At 57.9% G+C, this 26502-nt stretch carries 24 protein-coding genes, 1 pseudogene and 1 CRISPR repeat array; of the genes and pseudogenes, 11 read left to right on the top strand and 14 right to left on the bottom strand.

What is annotated here, in order from left to right; genetic code table 11:
- Positions 1 to 366 precede the first annotated feature (366 nt).
- Complete coding sequence (locus JK232_RS09250; protein WP_072927275.1) at positions 367 to 1701, top strand: PTS sugar transporter subunit IIC; 1335 nt, start codon at positions 367 to 369, stop codon at positions 1699 to 1701.
- A gap of 54 nt (positions 1702 to 1755) precedes the next feature.
- Here JK232_RS09250 and dkgA read toward each other — a convergent pair whose 3' ends face one another.
- The 7 genes from dkgA to JK232_RS09215 form a co-directional block, all read right to left on the bottom strand.
- Positions 1756 to 2574 carry a 2,5-didehydrogluconate reductase DkgA gene (gene dkgA / locus JK232_RS09245; protein WP_072927279.1) on the bottom strand — a complete coding sequence of 273 codons (819 nt, stop codon included), beginning with the start codon at positions 2572 to 2574 and terminating at the stop codon, positions 1756 to 1758.
- Between the two features lie 320 nt (positions 2575 to 2894).
- Positions 2895 to 4154, bottom strand: coding sequence for a porin (locus JK232_RS09240; RefSeq protein WP_212589089.1), 1260 nt, complete (start codon positions 4152 to 4154; stop codon positions 2895 to 2897).
- A 266-nt stretch (positions 4155 to 4420) separates the two neighbouring features.
- The gene (locus tag JK232_RS09235) at positions 4421 to 5083 is read right to left on the bottom strand and encodes a DedA family protein (RefSeq protein WP_072927281.1); all 663 of its coding nucleotides are present in this window, start codon (positions 5081 to 5083) and stop codon (positions 4421 to 4423) included.
- A gap of 91 nt (positions 5084 to 5174) precedes the next feature.
- The gene (gene metC / locus JK232_RS09230) at positions 5175 to 6368 is read right to left on the bottom strand and encodes a cystathionine beta-lyase (protein ID WP_072927282.1); all 1194 of its coding nucleotides are present in this window, start codon (positions 6366 to 6368) and stop codon (positions 5175 to 5177) included.
- 204 nt (positions 6369 to 6572) lie between these two features.
- A complete protein-coding gene (locus JK232_RS09225) occupies positions 6573 to 7865 on the bottom strand; it encodes a TRAP transporter large permease (RefSeq protein WP_101828382.1) in 1293 nt (430 codons plus the stop codon).
- A gap of 15 nt (positions 7866 to 7880) precedes the next feature.
- Entirely contained in the window at positions 7881 to 8393 is a 513-nt protein-coding gene (locus JK232_RS09220; protein WP_072927284.1) for a TRAP transporter small permease, read from the bottom strand.
- Between the two features lie 36 nt (positions 8394 to 8429).
- A complete protein-coding gene (locus JK232_RS09215) occupies positions 8430 to 9407 on the bottom strand; it encodes a TRAP transporter substrate-binding protein (RefSeq protein ID WP_072927286.1) in 978 nt (325 codons plus the stop codon).
- Positions 9408 to 9836: 429 nt separating this feature from the next.
- Between JK232_RS09215 and exbB the strand changes: the two genes are divergently transcribed.
- The 7 genes from exbB (at position 9837) to JK232_RS09180 (ending at position 15756) form a co-directional block, all read left to right on the top strand.
- The gene (exbB, locus tag JK232_RS09210) at positions 9837 to 10769 is read left to right on the top strand and encodes a tol-pal system-associated acyl-CoA thioesterase (RefSeq protein WP_241521544.1); all 933 of its coding nucleotides are present in this window, start codon (positions 9837 to 9839) and stop codon (positions 10767 to 10769) included.
- 6 nt (positions 10770 to 10775) lie between these two features.
- Positions 10776 to 11201: a TonB system transport protein ExbD gene (gene exbD, locus JK232_RS09205; protein WP_072927290.1), complete on the top strand. Its 426-nt coding sequence runs from the start codon at positions 10776 to 10778 to the stop codon at positions 11199 to 11201.
- 143 nt (positions 11202 to 11344) lie between these two features.
- On the top strand, positions 11345 to 11824 hold the full coding sequence (locus tag JK232_RS09200) for a cold shock domain-containing protein (protein WP_101828419.1): 480 nt from the start codon (positions 11345 to 11347) through the stop codon (positions 11822 to 11824).
- Positions 11825 to 12030: 206 nt separating this feature from the next.
- Positions 12031 to 13050, top strand: a complete 1020-nt coding sequence (locus JK232_RS09195) for a TerC/Alx family metal homeostasis membrane protein (protein ID WP_072927292.1) — start codon at positions 12031 to 12033, stop codon at positions 13048 to 13050.
- Positions 13051 to 13244: 194 nt separating this feature from the next.
- Positions 13245 to 14128: a CRISPR direct-repeat array (repeat unit 29 nt; unit sequence GTGTTCCCCGCGAGAGCGGGGCTAAACCG).
- Positions 14129 to 14427: 299 nt separating this feature from the next.
- A complete protein-coding gene (locus JK232_RS09190) occupies positions 14428 to 14904 on the top strand; it encodes an Hcp family type VI secretion system effector (RefSeq protein WP_101828380.1) in 477 nt (158 codons plus the stop codon).
- A 49-nt stretch (positions 14905 to 14953) separates the two neighbouring features.
- Positions 14954 to 15316 (top strand): tlde1 domain-containing protein, encoded by a 363-nt coding sequence (locus tag JK232_RS09185; protein WP_072927300.1) that lies wholly within the window; start codon positions 14954 to 14956, stop codon positions 15314 to 15316.
- Positions 15313 to 15756 carry a hypothetical protein gene (locus JK232_RS09180; RefSeq protein ID WP_101855101.1) on the top strand — a complete coding sequence of 148 codons (444 nt, stop codon included), beginning with the start codon at positions 15313 to 15315 and terminating at the stop codon, positions 15754 to 15756. Before JK232_RS09185 ends, JK232_RS09180 begins: the two co-directional genes overlap by 4 nt.
- Positions 15757 to 15885: 129 nt before the next feature.
- On the opposite strand, the gene JK232_RS09175 is transcribed toward JK232_RS09180, so the two are convergent.
- The gene (locus tag JK232_RS09175; RefSeq protein WP_072927306.1) at positions 15886 to 16170 is read right to left on the bottom strand and encodes a HigA family addiction module antitoxin; all 285 of its coding nucleotides are present in this window, start codon (positions 16168 to 16170) and stop codon (positions 15886 to 15888) included.
- 151 nt (positions 16171 to 16321) lie between these two features.
- On the opposite strand from JK232_RS09175, the pseudogene JK232_RS09170 reads away from it, so the two are divergent.
- Both JK232_RS09170 and JK232_RS09165 read left to right on the top strand, forming a co-directional pair.
- Positions 16322 to 16494: pseudogene (locus JK232_RS09170) on the top strand (type II toxin-antitoxin system HicA family toxin).
- Between the two features lie 48 nt (positions 16495 to 16542).
- Positions 16543 to 16950, top strand: a complete 408-nt coding sequence (locus JK232_RS09165) for a type II toxin-antitoxin system HicB family antitoxin (RefSeq protein WP_072927307.1) — start codon at positions 16543 to 16545, stop codon at positions 16948 to 16950.
- A gap of 128 nt (positions 16951 to 17078) precedes the next feature.
- Here JK232_RS09165 and JK232_RS09160 read toward each other — a convergent pair whose 3' ends face one another.
- The 6 genes from JK232_RS09160 to JK232_RS09135 are packed head-to-tail and all read right to left on the bottom strand — an operon-like array spanning position 17079 to position 24614.
- A complete protein-coding gene (locus JK232_RS09160) occupies positions 17079 to 18518 on the bottom strand; it encodes an amino acid permease (protein ID WP_212589088.1) in 1440 nt (479 codons plus the stop codon).
- 10 nt (positions 18519 to 18528) lie between these two features.
- Positions 18529 to 19518, bottom strand: coding sequence for a succinylglutamate desuccinylase (gene astE, locus JK232_RS09155; RefSeq protein WP_212589087.1), 990 nt, complete (start codon positions 19516 to 19518; stop codon positions 18529 to 18531).
- A 9-nt stretch (positions 19519 to 19527) separates the two neighbouring features.
- Positions 19528 to 20871, bottom strand: a complete 1344-nt coding sequence (astB, locus tag JK232_RS09150; RefSeq protein ID WP_101835642.1) for an N-succinylarginine dihydrolase — start codon at positions 20869 to 20871, stop codon at positions 19528 to 19530.
- 24 nt (positions 20872 to 20895) lie between these two features.
- Positions 20896 to 22362, bottom strand: a complete 1467-nt coding sequence (gene astD, locus JK232_RS09145) for a succinylglutamate-semialdehyde dehydrogenase (RefSeq protein WP_072927316.1) — start codon at positions 22360 to 22362, stop codon at positions 20896 to 20898.
- Positions 22359 to 23390: an arginine N-succinyltransferase gene (gene astA, locus JK232_RS09140; protein ID WP_241506157.1), complete on the bottom strand. Its 1032-nt coding sequence runs from the start codon at positions 23388 to 23390 to the stop codon at positions 22359 to 22361. Before astA ends, astD begins: the two co-directional genes overlap by 4 nt.
- 21 nt (positions 23391 to 23411) lie before the next feature.
- Positions 23412 to 24614: a bifunctional succinylornithine transaminase/acetylornithine transaminase gene (locus tag JK232_RS09135; RefSeq protein WP_212589086.1), complete on the bottom strand. Its 1203-nt coding sequence runs from the start codon at positions 24612 to 24614 to the stop codon at positions 23412 to 23414.
- Between the two features lie 568 nt (positions 24615 to 25182).
- Here JK232_RS09135 and JK232_RS09130 point away from each other — a divergent pair.
- On the top strand, positions 25183 to 26457 hold the full coding sequence (locus JK232_RS09130) for a Glu/Leu/Phe/Val family dehydrogenase (RefSeq protein WP_072927320.1): 1275 nt from the start codon (positions 25183 to 25185) through the stop codon (positions 26455 to 26457).
- Positions 26458 to 26502: the final 45 nt, after the last annotated feature.

Genomic DNA, 26502 nt, shown 5'->3' with positions numbered 1-26502 from the left:
ATTTTGCGAGCCGCCGCGCACCGCCTGAAATAGCGGCTGTTACACCGCCATAACAATTCTGGATCTGACTCACAGAACCCATTAAAAACGGCAACCGGTTACTGAAACCGGTTGCGGCGCTGTTGCGTTACTGACCATACTTCACTGCACCCGCTGCTGCCCCTGTTCATGGTTGGCAGCGAGAAAATCCCCCCAAGCCCTTCATTGTAAATCGGAATTCAGAAAAGAAACGGCATGGGTACGCACCACTTCTTTCTTGCCAGTCAACACCATGCTGTTCCACCGTCGGGTGGGACAGGTCTTACGAAACATGGGTGATTCCGCGCGGCGGGATCGTATCTCTGTCCGGTTCAGAGGGTTGAATTCATGAGCGTCAGCCAGTCTATTTTCAGCTTTATTGAAACACACATCAGCCCGATTGCGGGCCGGCTCTCCACCCAGCGCCATGTGATGGCGATCCGGGATGGGTTTATCTCGGCGATGCCGTTTATGATCGTCGGCTCTTTTTTGCTGGTGTTTGCTTACCCGCCTTTTTCAGCGGAAAGCGGCTGGAGCCTGGCGCGCTGGTGGCTGGCGATTGCCGGGAACTATGAAACCGAGATCCTGACGCCGTTTAATATGACGATGGGGGTGATGTCGATCTATATCACCGCCGCCATCGCCTATAACCTGGCGCAGAGTTATAAGCTCGACCCGTTTATGGCGGCGATGCTGGCGCTGATGGCTTTCCTGCTGGTGGCGGCCCCGCAGGTGGACAAGGCGCTGCCGACCGGCGCGCTGGGCGGCATCGGCATCTTCACCGCCATTCTGGTGGCGCTCTACACCACGGAGCTGGTGCGGCTGCTGAAGCACTACAACATCGGCTTCAGCCTGCCCGATCAGGTACCGGCCAAGATTAAACAATCGTTCGATTTGCTGATCCCGATTCTGGTGGTGGTGCTGACCCTCTACCCGCTGAGCCTGCTGATCCAGAACCAATTCCAGATGCTGCTGCCGCAGGCGATTATGGCGATCTTCCAGCCGCTGATCTCCGCGGCGGATTCGCTGCCGGCCATTTTGCTGTCGGTGCTGCTGGCGCACCTGCTCTGGTTTGCCGGCATTCACGGCGCGGTGATTGTCTCCGGCATGTTACAGGCGTTCTGGCTGACCAACCTCGGGGTGAACCAGAGTTCCCTGGCCGCCGGGCTGCCGCTGCCGCATGTGTTTATGGAGGCGTTCTGGTCGTTCTTTATTGTGATTGGCGGTTCCGGTGCCACCTTTGGGCTGGTGCTGCTCTACCTGCGCAGCCGCAGCGCGCACCTGCGGGCGATTGGTAAACTCAGCCTGGTGCCGAGCGCATTCAACATTAACGAGCCGGTTATTTTCGGCACGCCGATTGTGATGAACCCGACGTTCTTCCTGCCGTTTATCGTCGCGCCGTTGGTAAATTCCGTGATCGCCTATGCGGCCGTCAAAATGGATCTGATTGGCCGGGTTATTTCGGTGGTGCCGTGGACGGCCCCGGCACCGATCGGCGCGGCCTGGGGCACCGGCTGGGACTTACGCGCCGCGCTGCTGGTGGTGGTGCTGGCGTTGGTGTCCGCGGTGGTCTATTACCCATTCTTTAAAGTGTATGAAAGGCAACTGCTGCAACAGGAGGCGGAAGAAGCCGCCGCAGTGGCTCAAGAGGAGGCCGGCAGCACCGCCAGCGCCGCCCACTGAGGGCAGGCAGAAATAAAAAGAGCCTCTAAAGAGGCTCTTTTTGTCTGACCGGTATTATTTGGTGTCCGGATCCGGGCCGAGGCGCTTGCCGCTGTCGAGTTTGGCGATTTCGCTCATCTCCTCTTTCTCCAGGCGGAAATCAAACACATCGAAGTTTTCTACGATACGCTTCGGCGTGACCGATTTCGGGATGACAATCAGGCCGCTGTCGAGGTGCCAGCGGATGACGATCTGCGCCGGGGTCTTTTCATATTTCTCGGCCAGCTTCATGATGATCGGCTGGTCAAATACCCCTTCGCCGCCCTGGGCCAACGGGCTCCAGGATTCCGTGGCGATATTGTGCGTGGCGTTCCAGGCGTGCAGCGGGCGTTGCTGCATCAGCGGGTGCAGCTCAATCTGGTTGATGACCGGCGCACTGCCGGTTTCATCCAGCAGGCGTTGCAGGTGCGGGATGTGGAAGTTACACACCCCGACGCTTTTGGTCAGGCCCTGTTCTTTCAGCTTCAGCAGCGCTTTCCAGGCGTCAATGTAGTTATCCTGTTTCGGCTCCGGCCAGTGGATCAGGTAGAGATCCACATAATCGAGTTTTAAACGCGCCAGGCTCTTTTCCAATGCCTCCTGCGCGTTTTGCTGGTCGTCATTCCACAGTTTGGTGGTGATGAACAGCTCCTCACGCGGCACCGAGGCTGACTGAAGCGCATTGCCGACCCCTTCCTCATTTTTGTAGATCATCGCGGTATCAATATGGCGATAACCGGTCTCCAGGGCTTTTTCAATGGCGACGAGCACTTCTTCATTGCTGGCCTGCCAGACGCCAAGGCCCAGTTGCGGCATCAGGTTGCCATCGTGCAGTTTGATGATGGGTTGCGTCATGGGTATCTCCTTATGCGGGTTTCCCGTGCAGAGCACGGAACAGAGTGCTGATGACCTCTTAGTGTAGTCAAGATGCCATGACTTGCAGGGGCGTCATATGCTCACTTCCCGCATTGTTTTCCGCAGGGCGGCGGGGAAAGGGAGTAAAGGGAATAATTAACCGGAAGCGGAAAGTCATCGCATCGGCAGATAAAAAAACGGCGCCACAGAGAGCGCCGTAAAATAAATCAAGGAAAAATAACAGTGGTTATTGTTAATACCGTTATGAGGGTAACGGGCACTAACCCAGTCTTTTTACTTCTTCAGAAAAACGTATTTCATCAGAAATAAATACGCATACCGGCAGCGATACGGTTGTCATCACCCACGGTTGCGAAATCGTGTTGCACGTTATTATCGTCCGTCCATTTTTCAGACTCGGCGGTGATATAAGCGTATTCACCCCAGATCACGACGTTTTTAGTGAAGTAATAATCGGTACCGACCACGTATTTCTGTTCTTTCCAGTCATACAGCTCGTCGTCAGCATCTTTCAGGTAGTAACCGCCGTAGATGCTGCTGTCGCCGTCATAGGCCCATTTCACGCCCAGGCCCAGCAGGTTAACAGTCGCGGTGTCGCCCACATAGAACAGCGCTTTATCCGCGTTCTGGCTGCCGTCGTAGCCTACGTCACCCGACATCACGTTATCTAGGTACATCTGGCCGACGTCGATGGCGAAGGAGAGGTTGGTGGGTTTGTGGGTCAGTTTACCGGACAGGCCCCAGATTTGTTCGGTACCGTCTTCGCCGTCATAGTCGCTACCATTAGTAACTCTTGTATAATTCGGCTTATTATCATCGGTAACGTCATTCCCAGCCAGGGTTGTACCATCTTCATCCAGATGGGCATAGCCATAACCGGCACCCACATACATATCCAGGTCGTCAGTGCCGAAGTTATAGAACGCCGCCAGGGTATAGGCGTTTTGCAGGCCGGTGTCACCGTCATCCTGCTCGGTCTGCATCGTGTAGGTGCCGCCGAAGCTGAAGCCGTTGAAGTCCGCACTCATCACCCGGATGGTATTAGACACACGGGCGATGAACTCATCTTCCCCGGTGCCGGTGCCGCTGGTACGGCCGATAAAGCCGCCGTTATAAGCACCAAAGCCCAGTGCGCCGCCGTATTCATAGGTGAAGTCAGAACGCGCCATGTCATCGAACGGGGAGGTGACGCGGCCGAAGGTCAAATCACCGATGCCGTCCATGCGGAAACCGGCCCAGCCCTGACGGTTGGCCATTTCAAAATCGCCTTCGCCTTTCTGGGTATCGTTACCGAATTCCAGATAGCCGATGCCGTGTGCCTGGCCCTGGTTAAAGGCGTGGTCAAAGTTGAAGCCGAAGCGGGAATCCTGGTCTTTCAGCTGGGTGGAGTCTTTACCGGGGTTATATTGGTCCCGGGAGTCGGAGTTTTCCATCATTAACCGGATGGAGCCGGTGAAATCGATTTTAGTGCCTTCGTTGTCATACAGGTTGGTCGCCTGAGCACCGGCCGTTGCCAGCATCAGGGGAAGCGCCATTGCTATCAAATTTTTCTTAAACATAGGAGATCCTTTCTTAATCGAGTTGGCTCTTATTAATTGGGGAAGAAACGAATAAATTTATTTAGAATTGAACTTTTCGCGCTTTATATAATCGTTCTTCGGTGGAATTTTCAATTTATGGTTTATTAATGAGTTTTTAATTAGAATTTAATTAATGGATTTGATGCGTAGGAATTTTATTATTTTCTGGGTTTCGTGAATAAATAAAACCCTGCCGGACAAGATGCCCGGCAGGGTTTTTTAATGGATCGCGTTACGGGTTGACGTTATTGCGCAGGGGCGCGCTTTTTACGGATATACATGACCACCACACCCACCAGCCCGAGCACCAATAACAGCATCGGTAAGACCATCAGCCCGGCCATCACGGCATCTTCATGGCGCTTCACCAGCGGGATCTGGCTGAAGGCGAAACCAAGCGTCACCACCACACTGACCCACAGCGCGCCGCTCAGCCAGTTAAAGAACTGGAAGCGGGTATTGCTCAGCCCGGAGATACCGGCCATCGTCGGCAACAGGGTGCGCACAAAAGCCAGGAAACGCCCAGCCAGCAGCGCCATCAGCCCGTGCCGGTTGAACAGGGTAAAGGCCCGCTGGTGGTAATGGGCGGGCAGTTGCAGCAGCCAGCGGCGCACCAGGCGCGTGTCACCGAGCCAGCGCCCCTGCAGGTAGCTCAGCCAGCAGCCGAGGCTGGCCGCCGCGGTGAGGATCAGCAGCGTAGGGATAAAGCTCATCACCCCTTTGGCCACCAGCGCCCCCGCCAGCAGCAACAGGCTGTCGCCCGGTAAAAAGGAGGCAGGTAATAAGCCGTTTTCCAGAAACAGGGTGGCAAACAGCACGCCATAGATAATCCAGATCACGCCCGGATCGGCCAGCGCGCTGAAGTCCTGCTGCCAGAGCGCGTGGAGAATATGTCTCAGTACTTCCATTGTTCTTCCCGTTGCGAATAAAACGTGCGCCAATCGGGCCCGGCGCACCGTCAATATACTCTCATTATAGTGCGCCGGGGGCGGCAGGCGATCAGGCGGTACGCAGGCGGGCGAACCCGGCGGCCAGATCCTCAATCAAATCGTCGCAATCTTCCAGGCCGATGTGCAGCCGCACCAGGGTGCCGCTGAAGGGGAGTCTCTCCGCCGGGCGGATCGCCTGCAACTCTTCCGGCTGGTTCGCCAGAATCAACGACTCAAACCCGCCCCACGAATAGGCCATGCTGAAGTGGCTGAAGTGGTCGAGGTAGTGCGCCAGTTGGGCGTCAGTCAGACGCGCTTTCAGAATAAAGGCGAAGAGGCCCGCGCTGCCGTTGAAATCACGCTGGAAAAATTCATGGCCGGGGCAGCCGGGCAACGCCGGGTGGCGCACTTCGGCCACTTCCGGGCAGGTTTGCAGCCAGCGCGCCACCCGCAGGCTGCTGGCCTCATGCTGCCTGAGCCGGACGCCCAGCGTGCGCAGGCCGCGCGCCGCCATGTAGGCGGTGTCGGCATCGACCATCTGGCCCATCAGGTAGGAGTGTTCACGCAACTGTTCCCAGCAGCGCGCATTGGCGACAGCGGTGCCGATCATGGCATCGGAGTGGCCGATGATGTATTTGGTGCCGGCCTGGATGGAGATGTCGATATCATGCGCCAGCGCCGGGAACAGGATGCCCGCCGCCCAGGTGTTGTCGATCATGATAACGATGTCCGGGGCCACGGCGCGCACGGCGCTGACCATCGCCGGGATATCCGGCACTTCCAGGGTGATTGAACCGGGGGATTCCAGAAACAGCACTTTGGTGTTGGGCTGCACCAGTTCCGCGATGCCTGCGCCAATCATCGGCGGGAAATAGGTGGTGCTGACCTGCATTTTCGCCAGCACTTTGCTGCAAAAATCCTGCGTTGGCTCGTAGGCAGAGCCTGTTACCAGCACATGGTCGCCCGCGCTGACAAAGGAGAGGATGGCATTGCTGACCGCCGCCGCACCGCACGGGTAGAGCACGCATCCGGCCCCGCCTTCCAGCTCGGTCATCGCCTCCTGGAACGCGAAGTGGGTCAGGGTGCCGCGGCGGCCGTAGAACAGCTCGCCCTGGGCACGGTGGGCGGTGGCATGTTTTTTCGCTGCCACGGAATCAAACACCAGCGAGGAGGCCCGCTGGATCACGGCATTCACGGAGCCGTGGGTATATTTTTTCTGCCGTCCGGCGCTGACCAGCGCGGTATCACGATGTTTTCCTGCCATGTTGCCCGGTTACCTGTTGTTAATGTTGCGAACTTCCACCTAACTTACCACGCAGCCGGGCAGGCGGGGGATGCTTTTGCCCGCCGGGCGGAAAAACAGCAGATTCAGACGGCATTCTGCCGGAGAAGAGAAAAAACCTCCGGCAGACGCAGGGGAAATGAAAAAAGCCCGTCACGACGCGACACGGGCAAAGGGGAGGAAAACTTAACCGGCGTGCACACCGAACAGGGTGGGCAGGTAGAGCGAAATCGCAGGGATGTAAGTCACCAGCATCAGCACAAAGAACAGCACGGCGTAAAACGGCAGCATCGCCTTCACCACGGCCTCAATTTTTTCCTTGCTCACCGCACTGGCGACAAACAGCACCGAGCCGACCGGCGGGGTGATCAGGCCAATGCCGAGGTTCACCATCATGATCATGCCGAAGTGCACCGGGTCGATACCGAGCGAGGTAGCGACCGGCAGCAGCACCGGCGTCAGGATCAGGATAATCGGGGCCATGTCCATCAGGGTGCCGACCAGCAACAGCATGATATTAATGCACATTAAGATGACATATTTGTTATCTGAGAAGGCGGTGAAAAAGTCGGTGATGCGCGTCGGCAGTTGCATAAACGTCATCACTGCGCCGAAGCAGGCAGCGAAGCCGATCAGGATCATGACGATGGTGACGGTTTTCACCGTGCGGTACATCAGTTTCGGCAGCTCTGACCATTTGTAGTCACGGTAGATAAACATGGTGACGAAAAACGCCCAGAGGCAGGCGATGGCCGCCGACTCAGTGGCGGTAAAAATCCCGCTCAGGATGCCGCCCATGATGATCACCACCGTCATCAGGCCCCACAGGGTGTCGATGAAGATTTTCAGCGCATCACGGAATGCCACCCGCTCGCCTTTCGGGTAGCCGCGCGCATGGGCAAAGCCGACGCACATTACCATCAGCGACAAACAGAGCAGGATGCCGGGTAAAATCCCGGCGATAAACAGTGCCGCCACCGAGACGCTGCCGCCGGTGGCCAGCGAGTAGATTACCGCATTGTGGCTGGGCGGGATCAGGATCGCCTGCACCGAGCCGCTGGCGGTGACCGCCGCCGCGAAATCACGCGGGTAGCCCTTTTTGTCCATCTCCGGGATCATCACCGAGCCAATCGAGGCGGTGTCCGCCACCGACGAGCCGGAAATCGCGCCGAAGAAGGTGGAGGCCATAATATTCACCAGCGACAGCCCGCCGCGGATAAACCCGACAAAGATATAGGCGAAACTCACCAGCCGCCGGGCGATGCCGCCCTCCGCCATGATGGCCCCAGCCAGGATAAAGAACGGGATCGCCAGCAGGGAAAACTTATTCACCCCGTTGGTGAGCTGGATCATCAACGCTTCCAGCGGCAGGTCGATCCACAGCGCGCCGACCACCGCACTCAGCCCGACGGCGTACGCCACCGGTACGCCAATCGCCAGCAGCACGCCCAGCGAGAACAGCAGAATAAATGCATCCATCAGAGTCGCCCCGTATCAGGTTTCCGAGGTGCCGAAGACCACCGCCTGGCGATGGTGTTGCGGCCCCAGCATCAGCCGTTCAAGCACGAACAGCAGGGTAATCGCCGAGCCAATCGGCAGCGGCAGGTAAGTTTGCCCGGCCGTCAGCACCGGGAAATCCGCCACCGGCTGCTCCCAGAGCTCGCGGCACAATGTGGTGCTGTAGACCAGGATAAACAGGCTCAGCGCCAGCATCAGCAGGTCAGCCACGGTGGCGAAAACCTTCTGCCACACCGGCGGCAGCCGGTCAGTGACCATGCCGACCGCGATGTGCGAGCCGGCGCGGTAACTCACCGCCGCGCCGACAAAGGTAAAGGTCACCATGCAGATGATCGACACCGGCTCCGGCCAGGAGAGCGCCTGGTTCAGCGTATAGCGGTAGAAGATGCCGATGGGGATCACCACCACCATCAGCAGCAGTGCCAGGCCGGAGATCCACATCGCTATCCGGTAGAGCACATCCATCGACGAAAGATAATAACGGGCCATACTTTCCCCCGGTTAACAGGCTGGACGTGAACGGGCTTATTTCACGTCGTTGATTTTATTCACCAGATCCTGATGGGCTTTGCCGAACTGATCGCGTACCGGCTGGGTGGCGTCATAGAAATATTTGGTGTCCATCTCCTGGAAGGTCACGCCGCCGGCTTTCATGGTCTGCAACGCTTTTTCGTTATACGCGGCCCAGAGCTGGCGCTGTTCGGCCTGCGCCTCTTTGGCCAGCTTCAGGAGCAGTTGCTGATCCTCGCTGCTTAATTTGTCCCATTTGGTTTTGGAGTAGAGGAACAGCTCGGGAATAATGAAGTGGCGGGTCAGGGTGTAATATTTCGCCACCGGCAAATAGTTATGCGCGACAAAGGTCGGCGGGTTGTTTTCCGTGCCGTCAATGACGCCGGTCTGCATCCCGCTGAAGACTTCGCTCACGCCCATCACCACCGCGTTCGCCCCCATCGCTTTCAGCGTCGCCAGCGCCACCGGGCTGCCCTGCACACGGATCTTCATGCCTTTCAGGTCTTCCGGTTTGGTCAGCGGGGTTTTGGTGATCATGTTGCGGGTGCCGGAATCCATCCAGCCGAGGAATACCAGCCGGGATTTCGGGTCATTGGTGATGTTATTGCCGATCTCCTGCCCGACCTGGCTGTCGAGCACCTTATGCATATGCTCTTCATCGCGGAAAATATAGGGCAGGGTGAAGACCTCAATCTCCGGCAGAATAGCGGCGACCGGGGCCATTGACACGCGGATCAGATCAATGGCGCCAATCTGCGCCTGCTCGATCATCTGTTTCTCATCGCCCAGCACGCCGCCGGGAAAGGTTTTGATCTCCAGCCGCCCGTCGGTGGCTTTCTCCAGTTTTTCGCCCATATGCTGCACCGCCACCACATTCGGGTAACCCTGCGGATGCACATCCGCGGCTTTAATGGTCTGGGCGAGGGTCTGATGGCTGATAAACAGCGTGGTGGAAAACAGGCTCAGGGCCAGCAGGGATTTTCGCAGTATCATGATGCTCTCCAGGGGCAGGAAAAAGCCGGGAAAAGTAAGTGGAAAATGCGGGTTTGTTAAATTTGAAACATTTTATTAACGCGATTATACACTTTGAAATGCTATTGAAAATTTCTTGAAATGGCTTTTTAAAGCAAATCCGATCTGCGTCACGGCCAGCGCTGGCGCGGCCTCCGGATTTGTGATGTGGCTAAAAAAACAGCGCTTCCCGCCCCGGCTTTCCGGCCTCCTCTCTGCGTGCTGCCGGCTTTTCTTATGGATATTCCACTTGCATTGACCTTGATCTCTTGCGTACGTAAATAATAATGAGAACCACTATCAATCCGCGCTGTGTTTGATATGATCCCGCACTGATTTATTTCTTCCAACGTTGATGATTTAGGGTGGAGGCGTAGCGTGAAATTGGCTCGCATGATGATGAAGTTGGGGATGCCCACATCTGCCGTGGCAGTACAGAAAACAACACCGCGCCGCGGCCGGCTGGCGCTGGCCTCCCTGTGCCTGATGGCCGGGCTGAGCGGCCCGGCACTGGCGGCCCCGGCAACCACTACCGCGCCGGCTGCGCAGAGCGCGCAGGCAGACGCCGCCCCGGCGGCCCCGGTGATGGCCGCGGATCCGCAGCCGTCCGCGCCTGCCGCCCAGCCGGTCATTCCGCAGGACTTGTCCGTGCTTGGGATGTATCACCACGCCGACGCGGTGGTGAAAACCGTGATGATTGGCCTGCTGCTGGCCTCGGTGGTCACCTGGGCGATCCTGTTTGCCAAGGGCAGCGAGTTGCTGGCCGCCAAACGCCGCCTGCGCCGTGAGCTGCGCGCGCTGGCCCCGGTGACCACGCTGGACGAAGCCGCTGCCGTGATGGAGGGCTTTGATGACAAGAGCCTCAGCGCCCGGTTGCTGGCCGATGCACAAAACGAGCTGGAGCTGTCGGCGCAGTCTGCTGACATCGCCGGGATTAAAGACCGTACCAGCTTCCGCCTGGAGCGCCGCGTGGCGGCTGCCGGCCGCCACATGGGGCGCGGCAACGGTTTCCTGGCGACCATCGGCGCGATTTCGCCGTTTGTCGGCCTGTTCGGCACCGTCTGGGGCATCATGAACAGCTTTATCGGCATCGCCGAAACCCAGACCACCAACCTCGCCGTGGTGGCACCGGGCATTGCGGAAGCGCTGCTGGCGACCGCCATCGGGCTGGTGGCCGCGATTCCGGCGGTGGTGATCTACAACATCTTCGCCCGCCTGATTGCCGGCTACCGCCACCTGCTGGGGGATGTCGCGGCACAGTTGCTGCTGTTGCAGGGGCGTGACCTGGACCTGGCGGCCAACGCCGGTACCAAACGCGCGAATCCGCAACTGCGCGTGGGGTAACTGACGATGGCGATGCGTTTGAATGACGACCTGGATGAAAGCGGGGAAATGCATGAGATCAACGTGACGCCGTTTATCGACGTGATGTTGGTTCTGCTGATCATCTTTATGGTGGCCGCACCGCTGGCCACTGTGGACGTGCGGGTTAACCTGCCGGCCTCGACCAGCAAGCCGTCGCCGCGCCCGGAAAAACCGCTGTTCCTGACGGTCAATGCGGAGAAACAGCTGTTTGTTGGCGATGTGCCGGTGCCGCGTGAGCAACTCACCGCACAACTGGCGCAGCAGACCCACGGCGACAAAGAGACCACCATTTTCTTCCGCGCGGACAAATCCGTGGACTACGAAACGATGATGGGCGTGATGGACGCGCTGCGTCAGGCGGGTTACCTCAAAGTCGGGCTGGTGGGCATGGAGCACACCGGCGCGCAGTAAGCCCGCCCCGTATTGAAAACGGCCTCCCCGGAGGCCGTTTTTTTATGGCCGCGCACCGGGCAGGAAGTGCGGTAAAGCAGGCGACTTCTGCGTGTGGCTCGACTAAAATAGGCGTTTTGTTGACAGGTCAGGCGGTAACTATGATGCACGGTACAATTACGACATATTTCGAAGACAAAGGATTCGGATTTATTAAAGATGAAAACGGCGACAACCGGTATTTTCACGTTGTCAAAGTGGCGAATCCAGAGCTGCTGAAAAAGAATGCCGCCGTGACGTTTGAGCCGACCACCAATAACAAAGGGCTGTCGGCCTACGCGGTGAAAGTGGCGGTAGAGAGCAAATACATCCACATTGCCGGTGAGCGCATCAAAATCACCAGCATCAAGTCGTTCAACCGTTTCACCAAACAGGTGCCGGTTGAGGCGCAGATCGACAAAGAGAACGCCGTGCTCTCCGCCGGGTTGCTGATGGAGCGCATCCGCCCGAAACAAGAGGTGGAGAAGGGCGCGACCCGCCCGCTGGAGATGCTGAACGTCACCACCTTCCAGAATAAAACCTTCACTTTCTCCGAGCTGGAGATTGATATTGAAGAGACCATGAAGGCGCTGAAAAACCTCTGATTGCCCGGCCTGCGGCCGTCAGCTGACGCGCGGCAGGCCTTTCCCTTCTGCTTTTCCCCCGTGTCATTGATAGTTTCATGTTGTTTATGTCTGATGATCGGCGGCTCTGCTGCTAAAATGGTGACGCCGCGCACCCTGCTGCGGCACCCCTATAAAAAACTAACCTGGTTACCGTTTCCGGTAACATTTTGAATTGAGAAGAGATAATGGAGTCTGTTCATATTGGTTTTCCTCTGGAGACGGTCAGCGTATTCGTTGGCCTGTCGGTTGCCGCGCTGCTGATTGACCTGCTTGCCCACCGCGGCAACCACGCCATCAGCCTGAAAAGCGCGGTAGGCTGGTCGATTTTCTGGGTGGCGACCGCCCTGGGTTTCGCCGGTTTCCTCTATATCCACCACGGTGCGGCTGTCGCTAACCTGTTCATTACCGGTTACGCGCTGGAGAAAGTGCTGTCGGTTGACAACCTGTTCGTGATGATGGCGATTTTCGCCTGGTTCAAAGTGCCGGATGGCCTGCGCCACCGCGTGCTTTACTGGGGCGTGATCGGGGCAATTGTGTTCCGCGGTATTTTTGTCGCCTTTGGTACGGCGCTGCTGTCACTGGGGCCGTGGGTAGAGATGGTGTTTGCGGTGATTGTCGCCTGGACGGCAGTGATGATGCTGCGCTCCGGTGAAGATGATGAAGAGATCGACGATTACTCTGATCACTTTGCCAACCGTCTGGTGCGCCGTTTCTTCCCGGTCTGGCCGAAACTGGCCGGTGACCGCTTCCTGCTGAAAGCCAGCGAAGTCTCTGCTGAGCTGGAGAAGCCGCAGAACAAGGGCTTTGCCTTCACGGTGAAGAAGGGCGCACGCTACGCCACGCCGCTGCTGCTGTGTGTGGCTGTGGTGGAGCTGTCAGACGTGATGTTCGCCTTTGACAGCGTTCCGGCGGTGATCGCCGTGAGCCGTGAGCCGCTGATTGTCTACTCCGCGATGATGTTCGCCATCCTCGGCCTGCGCGCGCTCTACTTTGTGCTGGAAGCGCTGCGCCGCTATCTGTCGCACCTGGAGAAAGCGGTAGTGGTGTTGCTGTTCTTTATCGCCTTCAAACTCGGCCTGAACGCCAGCGACCACCTCTGGCACCACGGTTACGAGATCGGCATCAACACCAGCCTCTATATCGTACTGATTGTGCTGGGCCTCGGCATCCTCGCCAGCGTGCTGTTCCCTGCTAAAGAGAAGTAATTCTCTCAGCAATCCTGAAAAAACCCCGGCTTGCCGGGGTTTTTCTTTTTCCGGCTGGTGAATACCATAAAACGCATTCTGAATTTTATAACGTTCTGATGAATCAATGATTTATATCGCATAATCATCGTAAAAAAATCGGTAGAATTTTAGCTGTTTAAAAAAGTTTTTATAATCAACGAAATACGATAAGAGTGTTCCCCGCGAGAGCGGGGCTAAACCGCCGCCGCGCGCGTCTGCGCCTGGGCGTCACGCGTGTTCCCCGCGAGAGCGGGGCTAAACCGGGACGGCTGAGCGGCTAAGCCTTGAGTGCTTTGTGTTCCCCGCGAGAGCGGGGCTAAACCGTGGGGAAAAGTTCGAGCCTTCACGGCCATTACGTGTTCCCCGCGAGAGCGGGGCTAAACCGACCGGCAATGATCTCCCCCGCTTCATCAATCAGTGTTCCCCGCGAGAGCGGGGCTAAACCGGTTGCTAGCCTTGCGTGCGCTGTCGCGGAAAGGTGTTCCCCGCGAGAGCGGGGCTAAACCGATCGCCCGGCGCTATAATGAAAGCCCCGCATAGTGTTCCCCGCGAGAGCGGGGCTAAACCGAATACGGGGACGTTTATTGTTAATTCGCTGGCGTGTTCCCCGCGAGAGCGGGGCTAAACCGCCTTTGACCCTAAAAAGCCGCCCCTTGACGGTGTGTTCCCCGCGAGAGCGGGGCTAAACCGCTCTTAGCACAGCAACTATCAATCTAGATATCGTGTTCCCCGCGAGAGCGGGGCTAAACCGCGCCTCCAGGTTGATGAGTTTGCCGTGGAGGGGTGTTCCCCGCGAGAGCGGGGCTAAACCGTGTCACTTACACGCAGAGAACAGGATAATAACGTGTTCCCCGCGAGAGCGGGGCTAAACCGCCATGTTATCAGCTGCGCCAGCGCCAGGGGGTGTGTTCCCCGCGAGAGCGGGGCTAAACCGTGTTGTCGGCCAGGCGGATGCGCATCGGATGAGTGTTCCCCGCGAGAGCGGGGCTAAACCGGTCTATGGCGTATTTGTCTTTTTCACGGAGTACGTGTTCCCCGCGAGAGCGGGGCTAAACCGCTATTGCCAGGTCAGGAGACGCTCATAACATCGTGTTCCCCGCGAGAGTGGGGATATAGACTATGACTGATCCTGTAATATTGTAGTAATCCAATATGAGAACGCTGTCTAAACGCCTGATATACACATTATATAATGTGACTATTATTTTAATTCAATGTTATTGATTTAATCATTCCCTGTTTTATTTATTTTTCATGACTATGTTTATCCCCATGTTTATTGATTTTTAGTATTTGTTATTGGCTTTTATCAGGCGCAAACTATGCAAGCTTTTCTAATCAATTAGGAGTTTAATAATGGCTATCCCTCCCTATTTATGGTTAAAAGATGATGGTGGTGCACTAATTAAAGGGTTGGTTGACGTGCGTGGCCGGGAAAACAGTATTGAAGTGCTAAGCTTTATGCATGGAGTGGACATTCCTACCGATGGGCACACAGGTCAAATAACCGGGCCGCGAATTCATGATGCATTAGAATTTGAAAAAGAAATTGATAGTTCAAGCCCATTGCTTTATAAAGCATCAACCACCGGTCAAACACTAAAAAGTGCTGAGTTTAAATGGTACAGAATCAATGATGCAGGGAGAGAGGAGGAATATTACAATATACTACTTGAAGGTGTTACGGTTGTTTCAGTAAAAACGATAATGCACAATATTAAAGCCTTCGAAAGTACAAATCATCTTGAATTAGTTACCCTTCGCTATGAGAAGATTACCTGGAAATACTGTGATGGTAATTTGGCTCACTCTGACTCGTGGAAGAACCGATAAAAAGAAGGGTGTTTAATGGCGCTGAAAGGCGCCATATAAGGAGGTTTGAATGACATGGGTTTATAATGTAAGAAAAAGGTCGTTTGAACAAAATGGTGTTTATAAATTCAGCGCTGATTATGCTGGGGCTCCTGGTTATAAAAATGAGCCTGATTTCGAATGTGTAGTCAACAAAGGGCCTTTGCCGCGAGGAAAGTATAAGATAGTCGGCAAGCCTTTCAGACACCATCACGCTGGCCCCTATACACTGCGTCTGCAACCTTATTCTACTAATAATATGTGTGGGAGAAATGGGTTCTTAATACATGGTGGAAATAGCAAGGGAACAGCATCGAATGGATGCATTATTCTCCATCCGACATTCAGACGAGTGCTCTATGAATCTGGTGATAAGGAATTAATCGTATTATGAAGCTCCCAATATTGACGTTGGGGTTTTTTAGTTTCTATGCTTTCTCTGCCGTCACGCCGGATGAATGTATAAAACTAAATAATGGCATTGGCTCTGCCATGTATATTACAATGCTGGATGACCTGAAGCTGGTGCGGGAAAATATCAATGAAGGAAAAACCCAAACAAAAATAGTTTCGATTACTCCTGTTACGTATCCACTGGCAATCGTATACGGCAAGGAGGAAAAACGCCTGAGTGGTGAACATAGCGAAGATCGTACAACGGCAGAGGAATATGCTCAGGGATTTATGGCTGACCATGCAAGAAATATAATTGCTGAATACACTTTTAAAAATAAAGAAGGAAAGGAAAACGTTTTTCTGGCTTCAGCATTTGCCAATGATAATGACTGCTCAGTAAGGTTTAATGGCTATATCATCGTTAAACGTGATTTTTAAAAAAATCATTAAAGCAATAAATGTTTTTTACGGTGTTCCCCGCGAGAGCGGGGGCTAAACCGAGCTGATCGAGACATTCATTGTTCGTCAGTCTGTGTTCCCCGCTTTCGCGGGGATAACTTCTCGCCTTCAGGCGAAGGCGAGTCTGTGTAAATGGCTGACATCTGTTAGCTGTCTGGCGATAAACAGGCTGTACGTGGCCTGAATTTTTAGCCAGGTTTCCGGCGTACTGCCAATTACGGCGGAAAGCTTAAGGGCCATTTCTGGCGTGACGGCAGTATGTCCGGAAATTAACCGGCTGGCCGTTGAGGGCGCGATCTCCATCGCTTTCGCAAATTGACGGAGGCTGACATTCATATCTTCCAGCGCTTCAGCAATGATTTCGCCAGGATGGGCGGGGTTAGCCATTCGCATTAGTGGTAATCCTCCAGGTTAAGAATTTCAGCATCACCATCGGTAAACCTCCAGGGTAATACATCATAGCTCCCCTTTAAAGTAAGCAAAAATGTTGATTGGGTAAGCATTTTTGATTACTCTTTTTGTGTGTTCAACAGAAGGAGGAGAGGTGAAGCAAAGCGAGTTCAGGCGATGGCTTGAAGCTCAGGGAGGAGATTTCAAACGACACAAACCATTTGAAACTGAGATACCAGGGTCAGCGGAGCGTCATGCCCCCGGCATCCCGACGCTGAGTTAAAAGAACCATTGCGACAGGCCATCATCAGGCAACTGGGCCTATAAAAATCCAGCCCTTCGGGGCAGGTACTCGCGGAGATTCACTTAAGCACTATGCGATATCCCATTAATTTAGAGCCGTGTGACGGTGGGTATGTAGTGTCATTCCCGGATATACCGGAGGCGCTGACCCAAGGCGATACGCGCGAGGACGCGTTGGCAATGGGGCTGGATGCGCTGGTCACTGCCTTTGAATTTTATTTTGAAGAGAGTCAAAAAATACCGGCCCCAAGTGCAATAACCGGCGATTTTGTAGAGGTGCCATTAAGTGTTGCCGCTAAGGTGATACTGCTTAACGCTTTCCTCGATGATGGCTTGACTCAGGTTGAACTGGCAAGCCGCATGAAAACGAAAAAGCAAGAGGTGACGCGCATCTTCGATCTGCATCACACGACCAAGATCGACACGATCCAAAAAGCGCTGCTTGCGTTAGGTAAGCGGCTGGAATTAGTCGCTCTTTAATATACCCTAGCCTGATTAACTCGCCGCCCCATGTGGGCGGCTTTTTTATGGAGGTGTTCCTCACGAGAGCGGGGGGAAACCAAGGAAATATAATCATGATTATATTTCCTTGGTGAGTGTTCCGCCCCCTACATATTCCCTTCCAGCTTATACAGCTTCGTGTTTTCCCGTTTCACCTTTATCCGCCAGATAACCGCCAGCAGGATAAACCAGAGCGGCATCGAGAACAGCGCGATGCGCGTGTCCGGGTCGAACACCATGATCACCAGTGAGAACAGGAAAAACAGCAGGCTCAGGCGGCACAGGAAAATACCGGCGGGCATTTTGAATATCGCCTGCTGGTGCAGATCCGGGCGGCGTTTCCGGTAGACCAGATAGGCCAGCAGGATCATCCCCCAGCTGTAGATCACCAGAATGGCGGCCAGCGTCGAGACGATGGTGAACAGTGTCATCACGTTCGGCACCAGGAACAGCAGCAGGGTGCCGCTCAACATACAGAAGATGGAAAAGATCAGGCTGCGCACCGGGATGGCCGTGGTGCGTGACAAAATGCGGAACTGCCAGTGCGCGTGTTTCTCCATCGACAGGCCATACAGCATCCGGGTGCTGGAGTAGACGCCGCTGTTGGCAGACGACATCGCCGACGTCAGCGCGACAAAGTTAATCACCGCCGCCGCGGCCGGCAGCCCCGCCTTGGCAAACAGCGTGACGAACGGGCTGGTGTCGGGCGAGATGTGCTGCCAGGACGTCACGGCGATAATCACCACCATCGACAGCACGTAAAACAGGATGATGCGCAGCGGGATCGCGTTGATCGCTTTCGGCAGAATCTTCTCCGGCTCGCGCGTCTCGGCGGTCATGGTGCCCAGCAGCTCAATGCCGGTATAGGAGAAAATGGCGATCTGGAATCCGGCAAAAAAGCCCACTACACCGTGCGGCATAAAGACGGCGGTGTCAGTGAGGTTGCCGAGCGAGGCGCGCACGCCGTCCGGCGACGTCCAGCCGGTGGCAACCATCCAGATGCCGGTGACAATCAGCGCGACAATCGCAATGATTTTGATTAGGGCAAACCAGAACTCCGCCTCACCAAACATCTTCACCGACAGCAGGTTAAACAGGAACAGCAACGCCAGGGTGAACAGCGCCGGGATCCACGGCGAAAGGTGCGGCAGCCAGTACTGCACATACCCGCCGCACACCACCACATCCGCGATGCAGGTCACCACCCAGCTCAGCCAGTAAGACCAGCCGAGGAAAAAGCTGGCTTTGGGGCCGAGATAATCCGACACAAAATCCGCAAACGAGCGGTACTCAAGCTTAGTGAGCAGCAGCTCACCCATCGCCCGCATCACCATAAACATAAAGAAGCCGACCACCACATAGGTGATCAGGATCGACGTGCCGGACACGGCGATGGTTTTCCCGGCCCCCATAAACAGGCCGGTGCCGATGGCGCCCCCCAGGGAAATCAGCTGGATATGGCGGGCGCTCAGGCCGCGGTGCAGGGTCTCCGGGCCGTGCTGATCCCCGGCCGGGGTGCCCGGCCGTGGTGATTTTTTTTCTGTCATAGGGTTCCTGTCACTCTGGTAGGGAAAGGTGCGGCGCGCCCGGTGCCAGCAGCAGCCCGGCCCGCAGGCCCGTCGCCACCCCGGCATTGGGGAACAGGATATGCCGGGCGGTGTCACTGACGATCCAGCGGCGATCCGGCTGGGCGGCAATCTCATAACCGGGCGGCAGGCAGGTGAAGTTCTCCGCCGCGTCCGGCAGGTTCAGGGTGAAGTGCTCACTGGTTTTGATCAGGCTCTCTGCCACGGTAAAGTGGCGGACAGGCGGCTTTTGCCGTGCCGGCAGCGCGGCACCGGTGATCAGGGCGCGGATCGCCCGGCCGGTGGGCGCGAACTGCGGCAGGTCGTTCTGGCCGAACGGCCGCGCCTTGCCCAGCTCCAGCGTCACGCTCTGCGCCTGGAACTGCTCACTGACGAAGTGGCTGAAAGTGCCGCCCGCCTGGGTGTGCTGCACCACCGCATCCAGCTCAGCCGCCGCCAGCAGATCAAAAAAGGCGGGCGAGTAGGGGTGCGCGTGGTAAGGCACCAGCGCGAACTGCGGGTAAAGCGAGCCACGGATCGCGGTGTGCATATCCAGGTGCCAGCGATCACCCGCCGGGGTGCCAGGGTGGTCAAAGAACGCGGTGGTGACCGCCTCCAGCTCCGCCGCGCGCGTTGCCTCATGGCTGCGTGGGGCAGTGCGGTGGCGGCCGCCGAACAGCCGGTTCATGTCATGGTGCAGGTAACGGCGGTTGGCGCGCATCGCCGGCAGGTTGCCGAACACCAGCAGCAGGGCGGCATCCGGGCGCAGCGACCCGGCGCTGATCGCCGCCAGCAATTCCAGCAGCAGTTCGATCGGCGCGGTCTCGTTGCCGTGGATGCCCGCCGATACCACCACCGCCCGCCGGGCGTTCTCCGGCATAAGTTGCAGCACGCCTTCCGCCAGCCAGCGCGGGTGAAGGGCGGCGGGCAGGGGCAGATCGGGCAGGGCGCAGTGCAACAGTTGATCGGTCAATGGCTGCATGTCGCCCCCTCAGCGCTGAAAATCATAGACGGTGCCGAGGCGCAGAATCTGCGACAGCTCATCCAGCGCCACATACACCTCACGCAGCAACTGCGGGTCAGCCATGTCGCCGGGCAGCAGCCGGTCGCGGTAGTGGGTGTTCACCCACGCCGTCAGCCGCTGGTAGAGTGCCTCATCCAGCAGGCTGCCGGGGTTCACGGCGGCGCGCTCTGCGTCGTTCAGTACCACCCGCAGCCGCAGGCAGGCCGGGCCGCCGCCGTTGCGCATACTCTCCCGCAGGTCAAACACCCGCACCTCATTGACCGGCGAACCGGCCGCCGTGGTGAGTTCGTTCAGATAGGCCCAGACGTTCTCCCGCTGGCGGCACTCCTCCGGCACCACCAGCAGCATTTTGCCGTCCGGCTTGCTCAGCAGCTGGCTGTTGAACAGGTAGGAGGCCACGGCATCCGCCAGGCTGACGCGCGCTTCCGGCACTTCCAGGCTGATGAAATCCTGCCCCAGCGCCGCCATTTTTTCATTTAACGTGCGCAGCACCGCAGGCTGATCGACAAACGCCCGCTGGTGGTGGAACAGCACGTTTTTGTTGCTGACGGCAATCACGTCGTTGTGGAACACGCCGCTGTCGATGGCTGCCGGATGTTGTTGAACAAACAGCGTCCGTTCCGGGTTGAGCTGGTGCAGCCGCGCCACCGCCTCGCTCGCCTCACGCGTCTGGCGCGCCGGGTAACGCTGCGGTTGCAGGCCGGAGCCGAAGGCACGGCGGCCGTAGACAAACATCTGTACGCCCGGCGTCGCGTAGTCCCCACCAAAACGGTTATGGTTGGCGGCCCCTTCATCACCGAAATCGCCATGCTGCGGCAGCGCGTGATGGTGGCAGAAGTGCGCGTCGTCGGCAAAGGTGGCGCGCAGGATCGCTGAAGTAGTGGGCGCTTCCAGCGACCGGTGCAGTTTATTGTTCAGGTTGGCGACGGTGAAATGCACGCGGCCATCAGCGCTGTCTGCCGACGGGGAGACAGTGGCGGCGTTGGCCGTCCACATCGCTGACGCGGAGCCGAGCGTCGAGAGCAGTTGCGGCGAGTAGGCCGCCGCCTGTTGCAGCATCTGCTCATCGCTGCCGCAAAAGCCGAGCGCCCGCAGCGCCGTGACATTCGGGCGCGGGTGCGGCGGCAACACGCCCTGCACAAACCCGGCATCCGCCAGCGCTTTCATTTTTTCCAGCCCCTGCAACGCCGCCTTACGCGGGTTGGAGACGCCATCTTTGTTGTTCAGTGATGCCTCGTTGCCCACCGACAGACCGGCATAGTGGTGTGTCGGGCCGACCAGGCCATCGAAATTTGCTTCATAACCAGACATAACAACCCTCTGCGTGGTGGCGGATCAGAATTTCAAACCGGGATTGAGTGCCGCCGGCAGTACCGGCGCGTCACTGACCAGCGAGGCCATCGGCCAGGCGCAGTAGTCAGCCGCGTAGTAGGCGCTTGGCCGGTGGTTGCCGGAGGCCCCGACGCCGCCGAATGGCGCGTTACTGGAGGCACCGGTCAGCGGCTTGTTCCAGTTGACGATCCCGGCGCGGGCGTCATCCGCCAGTTGGGCGAAGCGGGCCGGATCGGGCGAGATCAACCCGATCGCCAGCCCGTAGCGCGTGGCGTTGGCCAGGCGGATCGCCTCGTCAAACGTGGTGTAACGCGACACCGACAGCAGCGGGCCGAAATACTCCTCATCCGGCACCTCAAGCCCGGTGACATCGATAATTCCCGGCGTCAGCAGCGTGGCGTTGGCGTCCGGCTGGGTCAGCTCCAGCAGCGACCGGCCGCCGAGTGCCTGCAACTGCTGTTGCGCCTGCAACATCGACTCCGCCGCCTGCAACGAGATCACCCCGCCGATAAACGGTTGCGGCTCTGCGTTCCAGTGGCCGACCTCGATCCGGCGGCTCACCTCCACCAGCCGGGCGATCAGCGCATCGCCTTCCGGCCCCGCTTTCACCAGCAGGCGGCGGGCGCAGGTGCAGCGCTGCCCGGCGGAGATAAAGGCGGACTGGATAATCACATGCACCGCCGCGTCCAGATCGTCCACACCGTCCACGATCAACGCGTTGTTGCCGCCCATCTCCAGCGCCAGCATTTTTTCCGGCTGGCCGGCCAGGTAACGGTGGAAATGGAACCCGGCCGCGGCGCTGCCGGTGAACAGCACGCCGTCGATCTCAGCGTCTTCCAGCAGGGCTTTGCCGGTCTCTTTCCCGCCCTGAACCAGGTTCAGCACGCCGTCCGGCAGCCCGGCCTGTTGCCACAGCCGCACCGTCAGTTCGGCGGTGGCCGGGGTCAGTTCACTCGGCTTGAACACCAGCGTATTGCCGGCGATCAGCGCCGGGATGATGTGGCCGTTGGGCAGGTGGCCGGGGAAGTTGTAGGGGCCGAACACCGCCATCACGCCGTGCGGTTTGTGGCGCAGCAGCGCTTTGCCGTCCGGCATTGGGGTTTCGCGCTCGCCGGTGCGGGTCTGCCAGGCCTCAATGGAGATCGCGGCCTTGCCGATCATCGCCTGCACCTCGGTGCGCGTTTCCCACAGCGGTTTGCTGGTTTCCTGGCTAATCAGCCGCGCCAGCGCCTCTTTGTGGTCAGCCAGCAACGCGGCGAAGCGCTCAACCATCGCGATGCGCTGGTCAGCAGGGCGGTGCGACCAGCCGTAAAATGCCTCGCGGGCGGCGCGGCAGGCGGCCTGTACCTCTTTCGCCCCGGCGCTGTGCGCCTGCCAGAGCACCTGTTGGTCATTGGGGGAGAACTTGCTGAAACGCGGGCCGCTGCCCGGTTGCCAGGTTCCCTGGATAAAGTGTGCAGCGTGCGTCATGCGGGCAGTTCCTCAGGCAGTAGGCTGACCAGCCGGGCGGCATCGCCGTCGGCCAGGTGCAGCGCGTCAATCATCGGGCCGGTGAGATCCAGCGCCGCGGCGTCGGCATCGGCCTCAATCAGCAGGGCGCGGAAATCCTCAAAATGCTGGTTGGCGACGATGCAGAGCGCACCGCCCCCGGTTGCCGGATCGCGGTGGCGCACCGGCAGCACCCGGCTGGCACGCACCGCGCGGATGGCGTCCGTCTCGCCCTCCAGCACCGGCCCGGCGTCAAAAATGTCCACCGAACCGCGCCACATCAGCCCCTCTTTTTCCAGGATGGCGCGTGCCGGGGCGGTTTGCGGGTGCACCTGGCCGATCACCTGTTGCGCCGGTTCCGGCAGCAGCGAGATGTAGATCGGGTAGGAGGGCATCAGCTCAGCGATAAAGGTTTTGGAGCCGATGCCGGTGAGGTAATCCGCCTCGGCAAAGGGGATCTCGAAAAAGTGGTGGCCGAGCGCGTCCCAGAACGCCGAGCGGCCGCCGTTGTCCACTACGCCGCGCAGTTCGGCGAACAGGTGCGAGGAGAAGAACTCGCGGAACGCGGCAATAAACAGGAAACGCGCCTTGGAGAGAAACAGCCCGTTGCGGTTGCGCTGGTAGGCCGGGTCAAGGAACAGGGTGCAGAGTTCACTGTGGCCGGTGTGGTCATAACTCAGGTAGAGGGTGTCGAGGTTTTTATAGACCCCCAGCTCACGCGAGGCGCGCACCGTACGCTGGATGCGGAAATTGTAGAACGGCTCATCCAGCCCCACAGCCACCTCAATGGCGCTGACGCCGACCACTTTTGCAAGCTCGGTATCCTCCAGCACAAACAGGAACCCCTGTTGTGATTTAGGGCGCAGCCCGGCAAACGTCTCGAGGCTGCGCGTAATGCGGGCGCGCAGGCGGTCAGGATTATTGGGCAGCGAGGTCAATCCCACGCCCGCACGGGCGGAAAGGTCGAGGATATCGTTCAGGTCAGTCTCTCTGACCGGGCGAAACAGCATCATGGCAGGCTCCTCAACGTCTCAGACAAACCGGGCAATGGCGCGTTCCAGCCGGGCGAAGCCGTCGTCCAGCTCTGCCGGGCTGATGTCCAGCGCCGGGGCGAACCGCAGCACATCCGGCCCGGCGATAAGCGCAATCAAGCCCTCTTCGGCGGCCAGGTTGGTCAGGGTTTTGGCCTTGCCGTGCCAGGGTTCCGCCAGCGCTGCGCCAATCAGCAGCCCTTTACCGCGTATCGCGCTGAACAGCCCGTAACGCGCATTCAGCTGCTCCAGGCGGCTGACAATCATGTCGTGGCGCTCACGCACCCCCTGCAACAGCGTTGCATCCAGCAGCGAGAGCACTTTGTCCGCCACGGTGGCCGCCAGCGGGTTGCCGCCGAACGTGGTGCCGTGCGTGCCGGGCTGGAACACCTGCGCCCACGCCTCTTTGGCCAGCATGGCACCAATCGGGAAACCGCCGCCCAGCCCTTTGGCGCTGGTCAGGATGTCCGGCTCGACGCCGTAAGCCTGGTAGGCGTAGAGTGCGCCGGTGCGCCCGGCGCCGGTCTGCACCTCATCAAAAATCAGCGTCGCCTGGTGTTTATCACACAGCGCGCGCAGCCCTTTGAGGAAAGACGGATCGGCCGGGATCACGCCGCCTTCGCCCACCACCGGCTCGACGATCACCGCGCAGGTGTTGTCAGAGATCTGCTGTTCGACGGCCTTAAGATCATTGTAGGGCAGGTGAGTGATGCCCGGCGGCAGCGGGGCGTAATCTGCGGAGTACTTCGGCTGTCCGCCTACCGTGACAGTAAACAGCGTGCGGCCGTGGAACGAATTGGTAAACGCAATGATTTCATGCTTATGCGCGCCGTGATGGTCATGGGCATATTTGCGTGCCAGCTTCAGCGCCGCCTCGTTGGCTTCCGCGCCGGAGTTACAGAAGAAGACTTTGTCGGCGAAGGTGGCGTCAACCAGCCGTTTCGCCAGCCGCAGCACCGGTTCGTTGGTGTAGCCGTTACCGATGTGCCAGAGTTTCCCGGCCTGCTCCACCAGCGCGGCGGTGAGGTCGGCGTTGGCGTGGCCGAGGGAGTTCACGGCAATACCGCCGGCCAGATCAATATACTCTTTGCCCGCCTGATCCCAGACGCGGGAACCGGCCGCCCTGACCGGAATAAACGGCGCGGGGGCAAAACAGGGCACCATATAATGATCAAACCAGTCGCGTGCAATTATCTCAGCCATAACATTTTCTCCCGTTATCTTTTTTTAGACAAAGCCATCCCGCCCCTTAATTGCTAAGGGAAAATTCCTGTTGAATGCGGAAACCTGTTGTTTACGCCCGGATGCGTTTTTTAACATCTCTCCCGGCCGATAAACGGCAGGTGTGGGGCGGCCTTACATGATTAACATGATAGAAATAAAGGGATTTTATCCCGGATTATCGTGCTGGAACGGCAGGGGGCCGGTCAGTGATTGACCTCAATGCTGGCGGTGCGCCATAACATTGTCAACACACTTTCCGACAAAAAATTCACTTTTTGATCACATTCAAGCTTCTGATAAATCGGAAAAATTCACGCTTTATGCACTTTGATTGCATAAAAAGTGCATAAAAATGCTTTCCCTATGGGAGTGCAAAAAGCTAATTAATTATTCATCCCGAAAGGAAATAAACCGCCCGAAAAAAAAGAAGGCCGCTGAATTAACCATTTCCCGGTTATTTTTTGGTGCTAGAGTAAAAGCGCATAGTGATATGCAGGTCACTTCCACGGTTTAACAATACAAATAACTTTGTTTAAAAAGGTTTGTCATGGAAAAGCTATCTTACGTGTCTGAAAGCAGCACATCAGCCTGGTCCACTTACCTGCAACAAATTGATCGCGTCGCACCCTACCTCGGCGACCTGTCACGCTGGATTGATACCTTGCGCCACCCCAAGCGCGCCCTGATTGTCGACATCCCGCTCCAGATGGATGACGGCACCATCCGCCACTTCGAAGGGTTCCGCGTTCAACACAACCTGTCACGCGGGCCGGGCAAAGGCGGCATCCGCTACCACCCGGATGTGGATCTGAATGAAGTGATGGCGCTCTCCGCCTGGATGACCATCAAGTGTGCGGCGGTCAACCTGCCGTATGGCGGCGCGAAGGGCGGCATACGCGTCGATCCGTTCTCATTGTCAGACGGTGAGCTGGAGCGCCTGACGCGCCGTTACACCAGTGAGATTGGGCTGATTATCGGGCCGCAGAAAGACATCCCCGCGCCGGACGTCGGCACCAACCCGAAAGTCATGGCGTGGATGATGGACACCTATTCCATGAACCACGGCACCACCATCACCGGCGTGGTGACCGGCAAACCGATCCACCTGGGCGGGTCGCTGGGGCGTGAGAAAGCCACCGGCCGCGGTGTGTTCGTGACCGGCAAAGAAGTGGCGCGCCGCGCGGGCATCGGCATCGAAGGGGCGAATGTGGCGGTGCAGGGCTTTGGTAACGTCGGCAGTGAAGCGGCCCGTCTGTTTGTGGAAGCAGGCGCGCGCGTGGTGGCGGTGCAGGACCATACCGCGACGCTGTTCAACGCCAACGGCCTTGACCTGCATGCGCTGAGCGACTGGCAGCACAAACACAAGCAGATCGCCGGGTTCCCCGGTGCGAAGGAGATCGACAGCGAAGCCTTCTGGTCAGTGGAGATGGACATCTTCATCCCAGCCGCGCTGGAAGGGCAGATCACCCGTGAGCGGGCAGAAAAACTGCGCTGCAAACTGGTGCTGGAAGGGGCAAACGGCCCGACTTACCCGGAAGCGGATGACATCCTGAAAGCGCGCGGCGTTACCGTGGTGCCGGACGTGGTCTGTAACGCCGGCGGCGTGACCGTGAGTTACTTTGAGTGGGTGCAGGACATGGCCAGCTTCTTCTGGAGTGAAGAGGAGATCAACGTGCGCATGGACAAGATCATGACCGATGCGATGGTGCACGTCTGGGAGAAGGCGGTAGAGAAGGGGTGCAGCTTGCGCACCGCGGCCTACATTGTGGCCTGTGAACGTATCCTGATGGCGCGTAAAGATCGCGGTATTTACCCCGGTTAAGCCGCAACGGCACGGGCGCGTTCCCGCCCGTGCCGTGCCTTATTT

The sequence above is a fragment of the Nissabacter archeti genome (assembly GCF_018257325.1).
GTDB lineage: Bacteria > Pseudomonadota > Gammaproteobacteria > Enterobacterales > Enterobacteriaceae > Chimaeribacter > Chimaeribacter arupi.
The sequence above is the reverse complement of the archived record's forward strand: the minus strand, read 5'-3'. Positions and strand labels throughout refer to the sequence as shown.

Bases quoted from the DNA above. Each gene is read 5' to 3' on its own strand.
- JK232_RS09250 (WP_072927275.1), top strand. From the start codon at position 367: ATGAGCGTCAGCCAGTCTATTTTCAGCTTTATTGAAACACACATCAGC.
- dkgA (WP_072927279.1), bottom strand. From the start codon at position 2,574: ATGACGCAACCCATCATCAAACTGCACGATGGCAACCTGATGCCGCAA.
- JK232_RS09240 (WP_212589089.1), bottom strand. From the start codon at position 4,154: ATGTTTAAGAAAAATTTGATAGCAATGGCGCTTCCCCTGATGCTGGCA.
- JK232_RS09235 (WP_072927281.1), bottom strand. From the start codon at position 5,083: ATGGAAGTACTGAGACATATTCTCCACGCGCTCTGGCAGCAGGACTTC.
- metC (WP_072927282.1), bottom strand. From the start codon at position 6,368: ATGGCAGGAAAACATCGTGATACCGCGCTGGTCAGCGCCGGACGGCAG.
- JK232_RS09225 (WP_101828382.1), bottom strand. From the start codon at position 7,865: ATGGATGCATTTATTCTGCTGTTCTCGCTGGGCGTGCTGCTGGCGATT.
- JK232_RS09220 (WP_072927284.1), bottom strand. From the start codon at position 8,393: ATGGCCCGTTATTATCTTTCGTCGATGGATGTGCTCTACCGGATAGCG.
- JK232_RS09215 (WP_072927286.1), bottom strand. From the start codon at position 9,407: ATGATACTGCGAAAATCCCTGCTGGCCCTGAGCCTGTTTTCCACCACG.
- exbB (WP_241521544.1), top strand. From the start codon at position 9,837: ATGCCCACATCTGCCGTGGCAGTACAGAAAACAACACCGCGCCGCGGC.
- exbD (WP_072927290.1), top strand. From the start codon at position 10,776: ATGGCGATGCGTTTGAATGACGACCTGGATGAAAGCGGGGAAATGCAT.
- JK232_RS09200 (WP_101828419.1), top strand. From the start codon at position 11,345: ATGCACGGTACAATTACGACATATTTCGAAGACAAAGGATTCGGATTT.
- JK232_RS09195 (WP_072927292.1), top strand. From the start codon at position 12,031: ATGGAGTCTGTTCATATTGGTTTTCCTCTGGAGACGGTCAGCGTATTC.
- JK232_RS09190 (WP_101828380.1), top strand. From the start codon at position 14,428: ATGGCTATCCCTCCCTATTTATGGTTAAAAGATGATGGTGGTGCACTA.
- JK232_RS09185 (WP_072927300.1), top strand. From the start codon at position 14,954: ATGACATGGGTTTATAATGTAAGAAAAAGGTCGTTTGAACAAAATGGT.
- JK232_RS09180 (WP_101855101.1), top strand. From the start codon at position 15,313: ATGAAGCTCCCAATATTGACGTTGGGGTTTTTTAGTTTCTATGCTTTC.
- JK232_RS09175 (WP_072927306.1), bottom strand. From the start codon at position 16,170: ATGCGAATGGCTAACCCCGCCCATCCTGGCGAAATCATTGCTGAAGCG.
- JK232_RS09165 (WP_072927307.1), top strand. From the start codon at position 16,543: ATGCGATATCCCATTAATTTAGAGCCGTGTGACGGTGGGTATGTAGTG.
- JK232_RS09160 (WP_212589088.1), bottom strand. From the start codon at position 18,518: ATGACAGAAAAAAAATCACCACGGCCGGGCACCCCGGCCGGGGATCAG.
- astE (WP_212589087.1), bottom strand. From the start codon at position 19,518: ATGCAGCCATTGACCGATCAACTGTTGCACTGCGCCCTGCCCGATCTG.
- astB (WP_101835642.1), bottom strand. From the start codon at position 20,871: ATGTCTGGTTATGAAGCAAATTTCGATGGCCTGGTCGGCCCGACACAC.
- astD (WP_072927316.1), bottom strand. From the start codon at position 22,362: ATGACGCACGCTGCACACTTTATCCAGGGAACCTGGCAACCGGGCAGC.
- astA (WP_241506157.1), bottom strand. From the start codon at position 23,390: ATGCTGTTTCGCCCGGTCAGAGAGACTGACCTGAACGATATCCTCGAC.
- JK232_RS09135 (WP_212589086.1), bottom strand. From the start codon at position 24,614: ATGGCTGAGATAATTGCACGCGACTGGTTTGATCATTATATGGTGCCC.
- JK232_RS09130 (WP_072927320.1), top strand. From the start codon at position 25,183: ATGGAAAAGCTATCTTACGTGTCTGAAAGCAGCACATCAGCCTGGTCC.